At 62.8% G+C, this 14,097-nt stretch carries 9 protein-coding genes and 1 tRNA gene; 3 read left to right on the top strand and 7 right to left on the bottom strand.

The window, feature by feature from the left end; genetic code table 11:
• The first annotated feature begins 247 nt into the window (after window positions 1-247).
• From FKQ52_RS12915 to FKQ52_RS12905, 3 genes are all read left to right on the top strand, one after another.
• Window positions 248-324, top strand: a tRNA-Arg gene (locus FKQ52_RS12915).
• Between the two features lie 424 nt (window positions 325-748).
• A complete protein-coding gene (locus FKQ52_RS12910) occupies window positions 749-1,507 on the top strand; it encodes a hypothetical protein (RefSeq protein ID WP_141627558.1) in 759 nt (252 codons plus the stop codon).
• Between the two features lie 49 nt (window positions 1,508-1,556).
• Window positions 1,557-3,734 (top strand): hypothetical protein, encoded by a 2,178-nt coding sequence (locus FKQ52_RS12905; RefSeq protein ID WP_141627557.1) that lies wholly within the window; start codon window positions 1,557-1,559, stop codon window positions 3,732-3,734.
• Between the two features lie 262 nt (window positions 3,735-3,996).
• On the opposite strand, the gene FKQ52_RS12900 is transcribed toward FKQ52_RS12905, so the two are convergent.
• The 7 genes from FKQ52_RS12900 to FKQ52_RS12870 all read right to left on the bottom strand — a co-directional run bounded on the left by FKQ52_RS12900 (window position 3,997) and on the right by FKQ52_RS12870 (window position 13,874).
• Window positions 3,997-5,193 carry an ATP-binding protein gene (locus tag FKQ52_RS12900; RefSeq protein ID WP_141627556.1) on the bottom strand — a complete coding sequence of 399 codons (1,197 nt, stop codon included), beginning with the start codon at window positions 5,191-5,193 and terminating at the stop codon, window positions 3,997-3,999.
• Window positions 5,193-9,134: a hypothetical protein gene (locus FKQ52_RS12895; protein ID WP_141627555.1), complete on the bottom strand. Its 3,942-nt coding sequence runs from the start codon at window positions 9,132-9,134 to the stop codon at window positions 5,193-5,195. The genes FKQ52_RS12900 and FKQ52_RS12895 overlap by 1 nt, the downstream gene beginning before the upstream one ends.
• Before the next feature lie 241 nt (window positions 9,135-9,375).
• The gene (locus tag FKQ52_RS12890; RefSeq protein ID WP_141627554.1) at window positions 9,376-11,565 is read right to left on the bottom strand and encodes a hypothetical protein; all 2,190 of its coding nucleotides are present in this window, start codon (window positions 11,563-11,565) and stop codon (window positions 9,376-9,378) included.
• A gap of 345 nt (window positions 11,566-11,910) precedes the next feature.
• The gene (locus FKQ52_RS12885; protein ID WP_141627553.1) at window positions 11,911-12,582 is read right to left on the bottom strand and encodes a hypothetical protein; all 672 of its coding nucleotides are present in this window, start codon (window positions 12,580-12,582) and stop codon (window positions 11,911-11,913) included.
• A 4-nt stretch (window positions 12,583-12,586) separates the two neighbouring features.
• On the bottom strand, window positions 12,587-13,168 hold the full coding sequence (locus FKQ52_RS12880) for a hypothetical protein (protein WP_141627552.1): 582 nt from the start codon (window positions 13,166-13,168) through the stop codon (window positions 12,587-12,589).
• A 53-nt stretch (window positions 13,169-13,221) separates the two neighbouring features.
• A complete protein-coding gene (locus tag FKQ52_RS12875) occupies window positions 13,222-13,695 on the bottom strand; it encodes a hypothetical protein (RefSeq protein WP_141627551.1) in 474 nt (157 codons plus the stop codon).
• The gene (locus FKQ52_RS12870; RefSeq protein ID WP_141627550.1) at window positions 13,695-13,874 is read right to left on the bottom strand and encodes a hypothetical protein; all 180 of its coding nucleotides are present in this window, start codon (window positions 13,872-13,874) and stop codon (window positions 13,695-13,697) included. The genes FKQ52_RS12875 and FKQ52_RS12870 overlap by 1 nt, the downstream gene beginning before the upstream one ends.
• Window positions 13,875-14,097 lie beyond the last annotated feature (223 nt).

Genomic DNA, 14,097 nt, shown 5'->3' with positions numbered 1-14,097 from the left:
GCGGACCTTCCAAAGGTCGCCTACGAGTCAGGAGCAAACTCGTGGGCGCCTGCCTGTGCCGCGAGCTGACGACAGCGTTAGCTTGGTGCTCTTTTGGTCGGAGAAGAGCGCAACCAAGGAAATCCGCGAGTTAGATCGTCAGCGTTAACTTGCGGCGACACTTTGGGCATGAAAAAGGGGCGGCGGGAAGAAATCGCCGCCGCCCCGCTTCCGTCGCGCTTCGCGCTCGGCTAGTTCACCCGTCAATGGCCCCGTAGCTCAGCTGCATAGAGCAAGGCTTTCCTAAAGCCGAGGTCGCAGGTTGGAGTCCTGCCGGGGTCGCCATGCGCTATATCGAGACCACTTAGAACCTGCTCATTGCACACTAAGGGTCGCTCAAGGTGCGAGCCGCTCTCAAGAGGGTGGCGGCTGATTGGAGCCTGGCGGAGCAGCCAATGTCAGCGGTGCGCCAGGAGCAGGTCCTTGCTCAGGTACAGAAAGCGGACATTCAACCGCTTTGGGCAGAGCCAACAGCCGACCCGTTGTGGAAGGCAGGCCCACCACACACGAACACAACGGGATCGAGCCCCTCTAAAGCGTCGCGCCTCCAAACTCCACGTGGCGGAGCCGATGTCAGCCCGTTCGATTGGTCGCGATGCCGTGACCATTCAGCCACATCGCGCCGTACCCTAGACAAGAGGACCGGACGTCGCTCCTTATGGTCAAGCTAATGCTCGACATTAGGCCGGCGCTTCCGAAAGAGCCTGAAATGGAAAAGGTCCTCAAAACCCACATCGACCCGATCACGACCCGGCTCGTGGCACTTTTCGAAAAGATTTGGCCGCTGATCCGGCCGGCAGCATCAACGCGCCTGGCTTGGCTTGTCGCCGCCGCCGGCGTTGCGCTCTTGGTGCAACCATTTTGGGAGCCGATCCTCGTGGCAGCCGCCTCGAGGTATCTGGCCGTCGAAGTGAACGACCTACCTGGTCCCGGCTGGGGCCTGGCGCTGATCGTTGTAGCGCTGGTCTATCATTACCTGATGGTGCGCGGTCAGTCCCTAGACCAGCGCCTGTCGCGGGGCCGTGTTCGAGAACACGACAAGCCGATCGTCGAGCGGCTGGATAAGGACTATCCGCTGACGGATCTTGAGAGCCTCGCCCACTCCATCGGTGCCGACCACACTTATTTCTTAGACCAGAACAATCTCGGCGAATTGGTCCACGCCCTACGCGATCCGGCTAATCGCTTCCTAGACGAGTCGCTGGCCGCGTCCGCCGAGCAGCTGGCCGAGGTTTCTTCGAAGCTGGGCATCTTCCTCCAGCAGCACTTCTTTGTCTTCGGCAAATGGCAACGGATGCGTCTGGCGCTCTATCCCGACCTTAATGAAGATCGTGCAGAGCGAGGGCATCCGACAGCGGAAGATCGGGCGCTCTACAAGCAGCATGCGAGTGAGCTGCACGCCTTGCTCGACGAGGTCGACGCAGCACGCGAGGACTTCGTTGTGAAGTCTCACCATCGACTGGCCTAAGCACTGGGCGAGGATTGGGCGACCGCTCGGCGGCTGCTACTCAAACCACATGAAACCTAAGTCCCGGACCAAGCCTCAGACGCTCGACGATCTCGTATTTGGTGCCGGTCTGCCTTTGGCCGAAACATATGGCTGGATGGACATACCGGATCTTTCGCAGGCCGATCAGGACCGACTCTATCACGAAGCCACTGACGTTCTTTGCAAGGGTTTCCAAGAATTCGACGGCGTGGCGATCATGACCATGCTGGCTGTGATGGAAAAGGTGAGCGCCGTCGACGCTCCGCGGTCACGTGTGGATATTGCGGTCCTTGAGTTCGCTCAGACCCTTCTGCTCAGGACATCTGCAAATGGGGCGACTCCAGCGCCAGATGATGTCCATCGATTGACTGATGCATTGGACACCTATCTACGCCTCTTCATTGATCAGACGTCGAAGCCGGGTGCCGATAAGGCTGCAGAGCTCCTAGCCCGCCGCCGCCATCAGACATTGAGAGTGCGGCATACCTTCTATCCGCATCATGCTCGAAAAATTTTTCAGATGATCGGGGATGAGCTCGCGCCGTTCGGAAAACACGTGCTCGGCATGTCGCTTCAGGACGCTTCGGAGGTGGCGATGGTAGCCGCCATGGCGGTCGCCCGTCTTGTCGACGAGAGTCCAGTCGTCGAGGAGATCACGAGTTGGCTCAACGGTGTCAGGCCGTTCGACCCAACCTGGTGTTCGCTTTTCGAAGTGCCGCTCGCCCGTGTAGCTGGAGCCTTTCTGAACCTGTCCACCTCAGCCGTGGCAGTGATCCTCGACAAGTTGTCGCTTGAGCCTGGCGCGCTGGCGCCGATGAATCCAGATTATCTCCCGCTCGACAATCCGATGTGGCGGCGGCCTTTGGTGAAAATCGATGACCGCTGGTTCTGCTTTTCTCCTGGCACCCTCTTCTCTGCACACGCCGACGTGCTTTCCACTCTTGCCGAAGGGATTTCGAAGACGCCGGGCGAGGTGATCGGAAAGGCTCGGGGGGCGGCGCTTGAAACCATGGCGGCTGGTGTTCTTCGTGCGGTGTTCCCCCATGGTGAGGTCCTGACGTCGGTGTTCTGGACCGACCCGGTGAGCGGCGAGGAACACGAGACGGATGTCATGCTCCTCATCGACGGACACGCCCTGATCTTCGAAGCCAAGGGACATGTCCTTTCGAACGTCGCGCGTCGCGGCAGCGCCGACTGGTTCAGGCTGTTCGACGATGTCGTCGCCGAAGCGGCGCTGCAGACGTCTCGCTTGGAGGCGGCGCTGCGCCATCCCGCCGATGCCGCGCTTGCTCTAAGAACCGATCAAGGCTTCCGTACTCTGATCAAAGCCGACATCCGCCATATCGCCCGCTTTGGCGTATCGTTGGAGCGGGTGACGATGGCGAGCTATGGGGTCGATAACGCGCTACGTGACCGGATCGTGCGTCTCGGTGGTACGGCGATGCCGATCTTCACGATCGGAGACCTTCTTCTGATGCAGGAACTGATCGGAAGCGAGGGACGATGCCTGCATTATCTCCTGCGGCGGTCCGACCTGGAGAGGGACTGCGAGTTCATCGGCGACGAACTCGATCTCCTCGCCCTCTATCTGAAGACCGGCTTCGTCCGACTATGGGCCCGCGAGGCCAAGATGGGACCTCTCGTCGTTTATGGCCTGTCGGACCTGCTCCGATACCACGTCCGACATAGTGGTCATTACGACCCGAAATGTCGTTTGCCCAAACTGACGAGCGCGTGGTGGGACCGTATCATCGTCCAGCGGGAACTCAAACGTCCCGACGGCTGGAGCGATATGATCCACGATCTGTTAAACGTGCCGTTGGCCTCGCAGGAACGATTCTGGAAAGACATCGTCGCTCTTCGACGTAAGCTTCGTCGTAGCCCGTCAAAAGGCGCCTACAACGGCGTCTTGATGCAGGTCCACGATCAGTTGCGGCCTACCCATTTCACCTGTGTAGTGACAGGCCGGATGCCGGATGTCGAGCGCGTCCGGGCCGCGCGATCAATCTTCGCCGAACAGGACCAGAAGCACCCCAATGAGCGCCTGTTCGTCTTTCATCTGGACGGCAGCGGCGACCTCAAGGATCCAGTTCTCCCATATTATCGGGGCGTATCTTGGACACAGGATGCCAAGGCGACACCGGAGGTCGGGGTCGCTATCACCTCCGGCTTGGCCGTTTTCAAAAAACCGCCAGCCCCGGATTAAGGGCGCGGTTCATTGTCTTCGCGTGCCCGTAGTGACCATCGATGCCGAAAGCAGACTTCCAATCCTCCGAGATGAGTCAGACTCGGCCCTGCGGTGACTTCGCCAATGCGCCAAGAGCGGCCATTGGCTTCAGTGCCCGAAGCTGACCTTCCAAGAAATTAATTTGTGCATGGTCAGACTCGCATACGGGCAAACGCCCGTCGGCATTGCTGGAGGTGTCCACGTGGGGAGGGGGCGGCTCAGACCGGTGGCACCGCCGCGGTCAGGACGCCAGTTCGATAATCCGGGCTCTCGCCATCGCGAGGTCGTGTCGCGGGGTTTTGAGCTCGGCTTGGGACCCGGAACCGGAGTGCACGACGAAACCGTCGGTCGCACCGATGGCGTTCATCGCACGATAAAAGCCGGGGCGCGGCGGCGTCTCGGGACCGGCCTTGCATTCGACTGCTACGAGACGCCCGTTCCATGGACGGAAGTCGAGCACCAGGTCGATCTCATCCGCCCCGTCGGGTCCGGGCTCGCGATAGAACTGGGCGGTGTCGGGACGGTTCGCTGCATGGATCAGCGTCTCGATCGCATAGCCTTCCCAACTTTCACCCATGAGTGAATGTGCACGTAGTTGCTCGATCGTCTCGATGCCGAGCATGGCATGCAACAGGCCGCTGTCCCGAATGTGGATCTTCGGCTTTCTAGTCAGACTCGCCTCGCTACGAAGCGGATAGTTTCGGAGTTGGCGGACGACGCCGAGGCGGTCGAGGACATGGAGCGCGGAACGGACATCCGCTCGCTTTCCTATCGACGGATTGTCCAGGTCGAATTCACCGCCGTTCTGGCCTGCCACCCAGGTCAGGACGTCGCTGATCTTGAGGCCAGGCGAGAGGCCCCAACGGGTGTAGTCTCGCAGCAGCAAGGCGTCGATCATCTGCTGTCGCCACTTCAAGCTGGCGAGGTCGCTCTCCGCTTCGAGGCTTTCGGGCAGTCCGCCTCGCAGCCAGTGTTGATCGAGGTCGAACATCGGGCGGTTGCTCGCTAACGGTGAAGCTACCGGCTCGACTTCGACTGTGAACGGCTCTGTGATCTCGAACTCATCCGCGAGAACTTCGTGACGCTGTAGCGGATCGAGAACGACGATCTGCACGCTTCCAGGCAGTGCCTCCTGAAGCTGACGGGTCGCGGCAAGATCGAGCGGCGCAATCACATATCTGGACCGGCGGATCGCCTCGATTTCCCGAAAGGCACCGATGAAGTCGTCCACCTCAGTCCCCCCAAGATGATCGATCACTTGGAGAGGCGCGGAGCAGGCCGCGACTTCCGCAGGCCGGAGCCTCTGCACGCCGACTTGGTCATCGCACCACGCCGTCAGGAGCGCGCTTCGACCGACGCGCGGCAGGCCGTGGAGGATGGTGATCCGACTTTGTTCGACGGTGCTCTCTAGCCACGCCCGCGCCTGGCGGCGGTCCATCAGGACGGCCGTTCCAGATCAAGGACGACGACGGCGATCCGGCCTTCCTGCGCGAGAGCGCTCGTCTCCATCAGGGCCGCTTGCAGCTCTGGCGCGCTGGTCGGCGTCGGCGTGCCGGCGGGCGGCGCCTGCAGCTTTTTGGACGAGGCGGCTCCGAACCAGAACACGAGGTAGATTCCGACTTCGGCCCGCCAGTCGTTCACATAAAGTCGGTCAAGCTGGTCGTCCGCCGCAGACCATAGTTCGCGGTGCCATTGCCCCTTGATCTCGATGGGTACGCCCAGATCGCCGAGCTGACAGAAGACGTCCGCCCGCTTGTCATCCGCCAGATGCGCCTCGGGAATGGCATCAATGCCGAAAGGCAGGGGACGAAGCATCTTGAGCAGGCTGTCGCGACAACGTTCCTCCCCATGGGGAACTCCATCGGTCACGAAGTCGCGGTACCAGTCGAGGTCGCTGCCTCGCAGCAGGGCTTGGACCTTGACAAGTTCCTCCAGCAGCACCGACTGCAACTGAGCAGACGTCGTAGGCGCCGCGTCCTGAACAGTCGCGCTGACCGTACTGAACTCCGGGGCCTGCCAGTCGGCCTCGACCCGCTTGCGTTTCTGTTCTGCCAATGCCGTCCGGATGAGTTCCGAATAGGGGTCCGCCGGGTCGGCGCGGAGATCCTTGAGCGCCTGAACCGCCGCCTCCGACGTATTGTCTCCGAGGCGTCGAATGAGAGCCGACACGAAATCGCTGGCGTCCCAAGCGTTTGCATCCCCCGACGTGACGCCACTCGGGCGGTAGGTCATCGGGAAACGGGGCCTGAACTGACGCAGCATCCAGAGCGCTTGGTCCGGCTCGACATCCACCCGTCCGCCTTCCGCGCGCCGGCTGCCGAGACGGGATCGAACATGCCAGAGCAGGTCGTCCGGCACGGACCCGGCGGCCTCCATCTCTGCGCGGGTCGCATCGAAATCGACGAGGAGGCCAACCGTGTCCCAGATCAGGCGGCGCTCCGGCTCCAGAGACGACAGAGCTCTGCGTTGTCGCGCGAGGTCGCGGAGCGCCGCGAGCGCGTCCGGGACTACGAGCAGATGGTCGACAAGCTCCGCCTCCGGCCCAACCGCCATCGTTTCGAAACGGTTCACCCATTCGAGTGCAAGCGTGGTCGCGAGCTCGGCGTCTACGGCTTCGCGCATCAGGGCGTAAAGCCCATCCACATGCGCGCGTCCGCGTCTGAACTGCGGCTCGAAGTAGAGCCGCAGGGCTTCTTCCCAGACGCCGCGCTTCCGCAGCTCCTCCGCGAGGGCGCTCCCAAGGTTCGGGATGCCGGCGTGATCGTCGATCCGATTGGAGCGGATCTCGACAAAGCCGGCCATGATCCGTTCCGTCGGTAGATCCGCGAAGCCCCGTCCGGTGCGGTATCGTTCGGCCAGGGCGGCGACGATGATGTAGGCGGCCTCCCAGTGCTTGTCGTCGGCGTGGCTCTCGGCGATTTCCGTCGCGCTCGGCTTGACCGGCTCCGCCGTCAGAAAGGCCTCGATACCGGCCAGCGCGGCGTCGCGCAGGTCGGCGCCCAGCCATTCCTCCAAACGCCCGGCGCCATCCGAGTCCTTGTCCCCCATGTCGGCGAACAGCTTGAGGTACGCCCTGGCTGGATTGGCGACGAGCCTGAAGGCTCCGGACCGCAACTCCTCCACCTGTCGTTCAAACTCGGCGCGATGCTTTTTCCATCGCGTCACCCGCTCCGTCTCCCGGGCCCGCTTGCGGCGGTTCTGGTCGATCTCCCATTCCGGCGTTTCAGGTTTGCCAAGCTTGGCGAGCCAGGCTTCGGCTTCGGGGTCGCCGTCCGTGAAGCGCTCGGCCGCCATACGCGCCGCCACCCCCTGTTCGGTATCATGTCGGGCGATGGTGAGAACGTCTCGCCACCGGGCGTCAGTCGTCTCTAGCAAGCCGAGAAGCGCGATGACGTCGCCTTCGTCGGGAAGGAGCCCTGGAGACCGCTCCCCCAGACGCCACCCTGCATGCCAGAGGTTGCGCTCAGGGGGGTGGTCGAGCAGCACGAGACGCTGGACACTCCGGCGCAAGATATCGTTGGAACGGAGATGGCTGGCGACCACCTCTCGCGCCTCGCGTTGGTAGCCGTGATGTTCGTCCAGCGTGCTCAACCAGCGCCAAAGACGGTCTGGCGTCACCGCCTCCATCGGAAGAAGTCGGGCGAGAAGGGCCTGCGCCAGGTCCGAGAGATGGGAGCGGCGCTCGTGGGGATCCTCGTCATCGTCTTGCAGAACCATCGATGCGAGCGCATCGAGGAGCGCCGCGATGCGATCCAGAGGTAATCTGCTCTGCAGATGATAGAGGATCCCGATGGTGCGGTGAGTGAGGTTGAGCTGAGCCGTGACCACCCGACCGATCAGATCATCGTTGAAGATATCGTAGCCGACCGTGTCGATGATCTCGACGCCAAGACGGACGGCGTCTTCGTCGCCTTGCCCAAGCAGCTCTTCGACAAGCCCCTGCCAGTCTCGCGCTTGATCCATTTCGAACAAGCGGTCGATGGAAGCACTTCGCAGCGCAAAGGCGGCTGTGCGATCGCGGATCAAGCCGTCCAGGACGCTGGCGAGCGCAGGGACCAGGGCCGATCCCTTGACCGCCTGCAGGATCAGAAGCCGCAAGCCGAATTCGACGTCGCTCGACGCGATCAGGGCGCTCAAACGCGTCAGGAGAGCCGGCTGGGCCAGGCCGGCCAGACGATACTCGCTCCAGTCCCGGAACCGGGGGTTCTGCACCGCCAAGGCCTCGAGCGCGTCAAGCAGGGCTGACGCCTGGGAGACCGTCAGTTCGTCGGCGTCGCCATACTGGATGACGCCCATAGGGTCGGCGGCGATGACGTCGTCCGCAAGCTCCGGGCTATGCCAGGCCAACCACGCATGGAGGCCGCGAAGGCTCGCCGGGACCAGGCTTGGGCCATTGAACAGGCTGAGAAGGCGTCGCCGCTTGCGGGCGGTGTCCGCGCACCGCGCGAGCCAACGCGCGCCTAGAAACTCGCCGATCGCCCGATGGGCGTAGCTGAACCGGTCGCTTTCGACCGCCGCGAACAGGCGGGAATCGAGCACCTCGGCAATCGCTCCCGCATGAGGAAGCGTGGCGATCTCGGCAAAAGGCAGATCGTCGTCGCCGGGATTTACCCTGACGGCGATGGCGTCCTTGCCGGTCAGGATCAACGACGCGAACGCCGCGCCTGCCGCATCGAGGACCGCTTCTTCGGGCTGCGCCACCAGCCTGGCGCTCACCTTCACGTCACGGTGCTCTTTCCGCATCAGATTGGTGGCGGTCTCGAACAAGTCGCCCCGCGATCGAGGAAGGGCGCCTCGGCCAATCACTTCCCGGATCAGGTTCAACGTCTGAGGGTTGCTCCACAGGCCTGCGAGGCCCTGTTCCTCAAGCGAGGATGCGGCCTCCTCAGCCTCGGTCTCGCCGAGCGCTTCGCTCAACACCTCGACGGCATCCTCTCGCTCCAACGGATCGAGATAGAGTTCGAGCGGAGCCTGACCGTACAGGTCCGACAGGCCCTGCATCCCTGTGGCGCTTCGCCAGTCGGCGACGCGACATGACAGGATGAACCGTGGATAGCCGAGCTCGGCGAGCTTACGCACGACGAGATCGACCGCGTCTCCATCGCGTTGCGCTGAAATCTCGTCCAGCGCATCGACGACCAGGGTCTCGGCGCCGCCGAAACGGGCCGCCGTATCCGGCGCGTTGATCAGTAGACGCGCCGTGCAGAAGCTGTATCCCTCCAGACCCCTGAGCTGCCCCAGAAGGGTCGACTTGCCCATGCCGGCCTCGCCCAGGACCACCAGAGAGCGTGGGTCTGTGTTGAGGAACGTCTGATCGACGGTCTTGCGCTCCCGGTCGTCCTGGAACCACATCGTTCGACGAAGGAGAATCTCTGTCACCGGTTCCCCTCCCGGTCCAAGACCACGCCTTGCCGGGCAGCGGTGCGCTGCGCACAGATGACCGCCATCGGGTCGGGGCGCCTCAGCGGCGACGGTTGGCCGAGATTCTTCTTCACCTTCCGAATCTTCCCGACGAGAGCCGTGCCCGCAAGCGCGAAACAGCCGAGGTGGTATCTCCAGGACAACATACGCAGTGCTTGAGCGAGGATGGCGCGGCTCAGCAGGGCTGATGGTCTGAGGTTCAATCGTCAGCGTAGGCGACGCCGATGTAGGCGAACGGCTTGTCCCATTCCTCCACCATTCGCCCGATCAGAATGCAACGCCGCCGTCCAGTGGTGGTCAGCGCTTCGCCTCCCAGCCCGTTGGCCGCCTCACGCCGCCCGGACGCCAAGGCTCTGGGATAGACGTGGAAGACCCATGGCGGGTCATCAGCATCCGGCGGAGCCCAGAGAAAGGCGCGCGTGTGATCCGCTTCACGCCAGTGTTTCGCTACGGTCCTACGCAACGCGTCCAACTGCCGCCGGATCGCCTTCTGCTCGTCGTGGCTGGCTCCGTTCAGCAGTCCGATAGCCGCGGTCGTCCAGCCTTCCGGTTGGCGCTCGAGGAGGCCGTCGAGTATCGGTCCGACTACGAGGCCGCGCCGTGGTGCCGGCTTTCTCAGGAGCACGCCCGCATCCTTGCTCGAGTAATAGCGGTCGAGCTCGGCGGACATCTCGGTGATCGCCATACTGCCGACCTCCGGCATCCCGTTCAGAATGAAGCCGGTCTGCAGATAGAAGCCGATCAGGTCCAACTCGTCGCCGATCAAACTGACCCGCTTCTGGATACGCCGGCGTTCCGAGAAATAGTGCAGCACATGCGCCGGCCCGAGCAGATCGACGATGCAGGCGAGGTCAGCGACATTCAATGTCGCGGGAAGGTCGAGATCCTCGCGGACCCACCCGGCCGTCTTGAGCTCTCCTTCAGCCGAGGACAGGGCGGAGAAATCGTCCAAGGTCACGGACAGGCGCAGGACCGTATCGACGTTGGTCGCGTCTATGCCAAGGCCAGAGACGACGGCGTCCGCCCTTGCGTCCCCTGCCCCAGCCGCCCGGATCAGTTGTTCGAGACGCTCGGATTGCTCGGCAGGATCGACTACCAGGGACTGGATGTGTTTGCGGACACGGTCTGGCGCTCCTCGAAGCCCCTCGGCCGACAGGGTGTGAGATTTGGCCTCGGCGATCACGACCGTCCTGTCCAGAACCGCCAGGACATCGGTCTCGTATGGCGTCCCTTCCCACTGCCACTCCGCACCCGGCTTCACACTGGCGCCGGGAAGCGCCAGCCTCATGAGCCGTTCGAGTTCTTCTTCGAGATAGGCAGACCGACGATCCGCAAGCTTCTCGGCGAGCCCGGCCTCTGCGAATACGGCGCGCAGAATCGAATGAATGAAGCTGGAGGCGGTCTGTGGGAATGCGAAGAAGTACGCGTCTCCGGTTCGGAGGCCCGGACGGAGCCACACCGGATTGGTCATGAACAGGCGGTCGATCTTCTGTTTCACCAGGGCACCGTGTGTGTAGCTCAGGCGATCCATGACCGCAGACGCTACAGCGGGCGCCACGTTCGCACGCTCGGCCACAGCAGCAGCCGCCACGACGGCGCAGGTGACCAACCGTCGATCGGCGTGAAAGAGCAGCCGGAAGCGCACCGACTCCTCTGGCTCGCGTGGATCAAGACCTTTGAGGAATGCCTCGGGATCGCCTTCCACTCCAGGATAGCGCTGGAAGAACAGACGTACGAACTGACGAAGCGACCGAGCGCGCCAAATCGACTTCAACAGCCTGAACCGGTCACCCACCTGTTGGTCCACGAGGTCTTCGACGGCCGCAATCACCGCAATCATCTCGGTGGCCGTGAATCCCACACGTTCTCGCAATACCGTGTCGAGTGGTCCGTAGAGCGCGCGGGTGATCCGGATCACCTCACTGGGATAGCCCCAGTTGCGCACTGCTTGGGTATGGGTGCGGATGCGTTCCTGCAGACCGAAGACGGCCGCCTCGGCCGGTTCAAGCGGCGCTTCCACCGCCAGGAGCCGACGGCCGTGCTCGGCATCGGCGATGGCGATAATACTATTGATCGCCTTCTGCATTTCATGCGGCTCGGCCGGCTCACGGCCCCACTCTCCGGCGGGAATGGTCAGCGAGATCGCCTGAAGAAGTTCGACGTGATGCTGTTCAACGCCCTCGATCATGCCGCGTGAGGAAACGCCCCCCGGGCCAACACCAGTTCGCAGCCCCCATCCCGCGACAACCGCGATCACATGGGGCGGATAGACTGCGCGCATCAGGGTGCGCAGGTCTTCGATCAGGGCGGGCAGTGTCGCGACCTGATCGCGTGCCACCGCGAGCCGAGCCTCCCGAAGCGCGATCAAATCCTCGGAAGAAAGGCGCACAATGCCGGGCCCCTCGTCACGAGACGGGGCGCGCTGCGTTTTCTTTCGAGGACGTCTTCGTTCCATATCGCTTCAATCCCTCGGTTCCGCTCTTCGCGACGCCGAAACCGCCGCCTCCTCCTTCGTAGGCATGCCGGAGTGGAGACGTCGACGCCGCCCTTGGCGGCCACAATCGAGGGCTTGCCCCGGCTTAGAAATAAGGCGGCGTGCAGGACGCGTCTTCGATCTCCCGGTGGACCGGAGCCGGGCGGAAGCCGATGTAAGCCAGAAGCACTTCTGCGGTGATATAGATATCGCGCATGCCCGCGAACGACAGGTGGTGATAGACACTGTACTGGGCGGCGTTTACGGCACATGCGCCCGCGGCCCACTGGCGCGGGTCGCTACGAAAATCTCGTCGACATGCGCATCCGTCAGGGTGATCGCATCAAACCAGTCGGGCCAGAACTCTCCACTACCAAGCCCGTTGGCTTGGCGCTGGGCCGCCTCTTCGCGCCGCCTTTCAACGAGATCGGCGAAGCCTTCCGGAAAAACTTCCGGCCACGCTTCCAGGAGAAGGGGGCCGAAGCGCTGGCTGTTGTGCTTCAGGGCGTTGTTGAGATGGCTGATCACCTTCAGCCGGTCCGCGATCCCCTGCCCCTTCTCAACGGCCTTGGCGGCAAGTTCATCATGGGTCTCCCGTCCATGGGCGCCGGTCCATGAGCGTATGACGCGTTCCCAGTGATGATAGATCGCCGTCGCGTGGGTCTTCCGGAGGGCGTTCTTCGTTTCCTCGATCAGCTCAAGATCGTAGTCGAAGAACTGGCTCTGTTCCCAAACCCACGCGCCCGATTCCTCGTCCCGCTCCCCGACGGGCGGCTCGCCCCGCTCAAGCGCGGCCTTATAGGCGTCGTACTCGGCACTGATGCGCTCGCGCTGCTGATCCAAGGCCGCCATCGCTGCGGTCAGACTATCCCGCAGGATCATCAGCCCCCGCTCGAAATCGTGGCCGTAGACGTTGAAGTTGAACGCGACCATGTCCCTATCCCTCGCCCCCTCGGGACGCCTGCGAAGGGTCGGTTGTTCCGGGGAAAGCCAAGCCGGTCGCGGTTACCGTGTCCATAACGTCCAGAGCTAGTTGAGCGACGTGCCGATGCAATTGCTCGAGCCAGGCGATGTCGATCTCGCTCTCTAGGACTTCGAGGTTGCGTGATACGAAGAACGGCTTGGCGACGACGGCCGACACCGGTTGCCAGCATGCGTGGCAGATCGCATTGCGGAGCGGCGCCGTGGCGCGGATATCTGTGACGACCTCCGCCGCATAATCCTTGTCGGTTCGGGGATGGTTCGCGACCGCCCGTTCGAACCCGGCCGCCAGAAGTCCGAGCGTGGCTTTCAGGGCCCCCTCCAGATCTTTCTGCCAAGCGTCCAAGGCCGCCTGTCGCTCAGCCTCTTCCTCCGGCGCCGGCTGATCCCCGGTCAGCGCGAAGATCGCGCGCTGCAGCGTCCACTCGAGAAAGCCGAAGGCTGCGACGGCCCGTCCCAACGCTTCCCAAAAGGACGCGTCTTGGCTGTGGGTAGGAAACGCCGGAGGGAGGCCGGAACGCTCAATGATCCTGGGCACGGCAACCGACTTTCATACGACCAATCCGTAGGACGGTCTTGGGCCCGGTCCGGTCAGACCGTCGGATAGAAGTCCTTGGTCTGATCGGCGCCGAAGTCGTCGTCCCAAGTCAGTCTGATCTGGGTGCGGCTGGCCGAACTGAGGTGGAAGAAGACGTGCAGTTCGATGACGGCATGGGGCTCAAGAACCGGGGCTGGAAACTTCTCCGCCAGATCGTTTCGGATCAGGAACCCTTCCTCGGCGATCTCCTCTAGCCGGACTTTGCGCGCGGCGGCCTTGCCGCGATTGAACACCTTCATGCGATAGTCCGAACGACCCGCCTTGTAGATTGCCACGCCGAGATCGGCCCGACGCTGGGCCTGGTTCTCGATCGCCTCTTTTTCGATCAGTAGGTGATTGAGCCGCTCGGCCGTGCGCTCGAAATTCAGCTGACGCTGATTGAATCTCTTCGTGGTGACGACCGCCCAGACGGAGACGACCAAGGCGCCCAGCGCCAGCAGATCACCGAGGTCCGGCGTCAGATTCACTACCGCACCTTGATGTATTTGGATCCCCGGAACGCATCCCTGAATGTCTTGCGGGCGTGGTCCATCATATCGGCCTTTATGTCTTCCAGCGCCGACTCGATCATCTCCCCGTTCTCCGCAATCAGCTGTTCGCGCGTATAGATGCGGTCGCAGCCGGCGCACCGGATCGGCGCGTCCAAGTTCTCCGAGTCATGCTCGAACTGGTCGCCCGCGCAGGTCGAGCAAATCATTCCGACGGACCGGTCCAAGTTTGGCAAAGGCATGCCCGCCTCCTGAGGTCGGACTGAAGATGCGATGATTTGCGTTGGAGAACAATACCGGAACCGCCGTGCCCGGGCGAACGCGTGAGGTCACTCCATGGCGAGAGTTGATCGCCGTCACAGCCACTCCGTTTTGCCGGAT

It is taken from the genome of Brevundimonas sp. M20, assembly GCF_006547065.1.
Taxonomy (GTDB): domain Bacteria; phylum Pseudomonadota; class Alphaproteobacteria; order Caulobacterales; family Caulobacteraceae; genus Brevundimonas.
This window is presented reverse-complemented; position numbering and strand designations above follow the sequence as displayed.

What these genes read in the sequence shown, in the direction of transcription:
- FKQ52_RS12910 (WP_141627558.1), top strand. Translation starts at nt 749, where the DNA reads ATGGAAAAGGTCCTCAAAACCCACATCGACCCGATCACGACCCGGCTC.
- FKQ52_RS12905 (WP_141627557.1), top strand. Translation starts at nt 1,557, where the DNA reads ATGAAACCTAAGTCCCGGACCAAGCCTCAGACGCTCGACGATCTCGTA.
- FKQ52_RS12900 (WP_141627556.1), bottom strand. Translation starts at nt 5,193, where the DNA reads ATGGACCGCCGCCAGGCGCGGGCGTGGCTAGAGAGCACCGTCGAACAA.
- FKQ52_RS12885 (WP_141627553.1), bottom strand. Translation starts at nt 12,582, where the DNA reads ATGGTCGCGTTCAACTTCAACGTCTACGGCCACGATTTCGAGCGGGGG.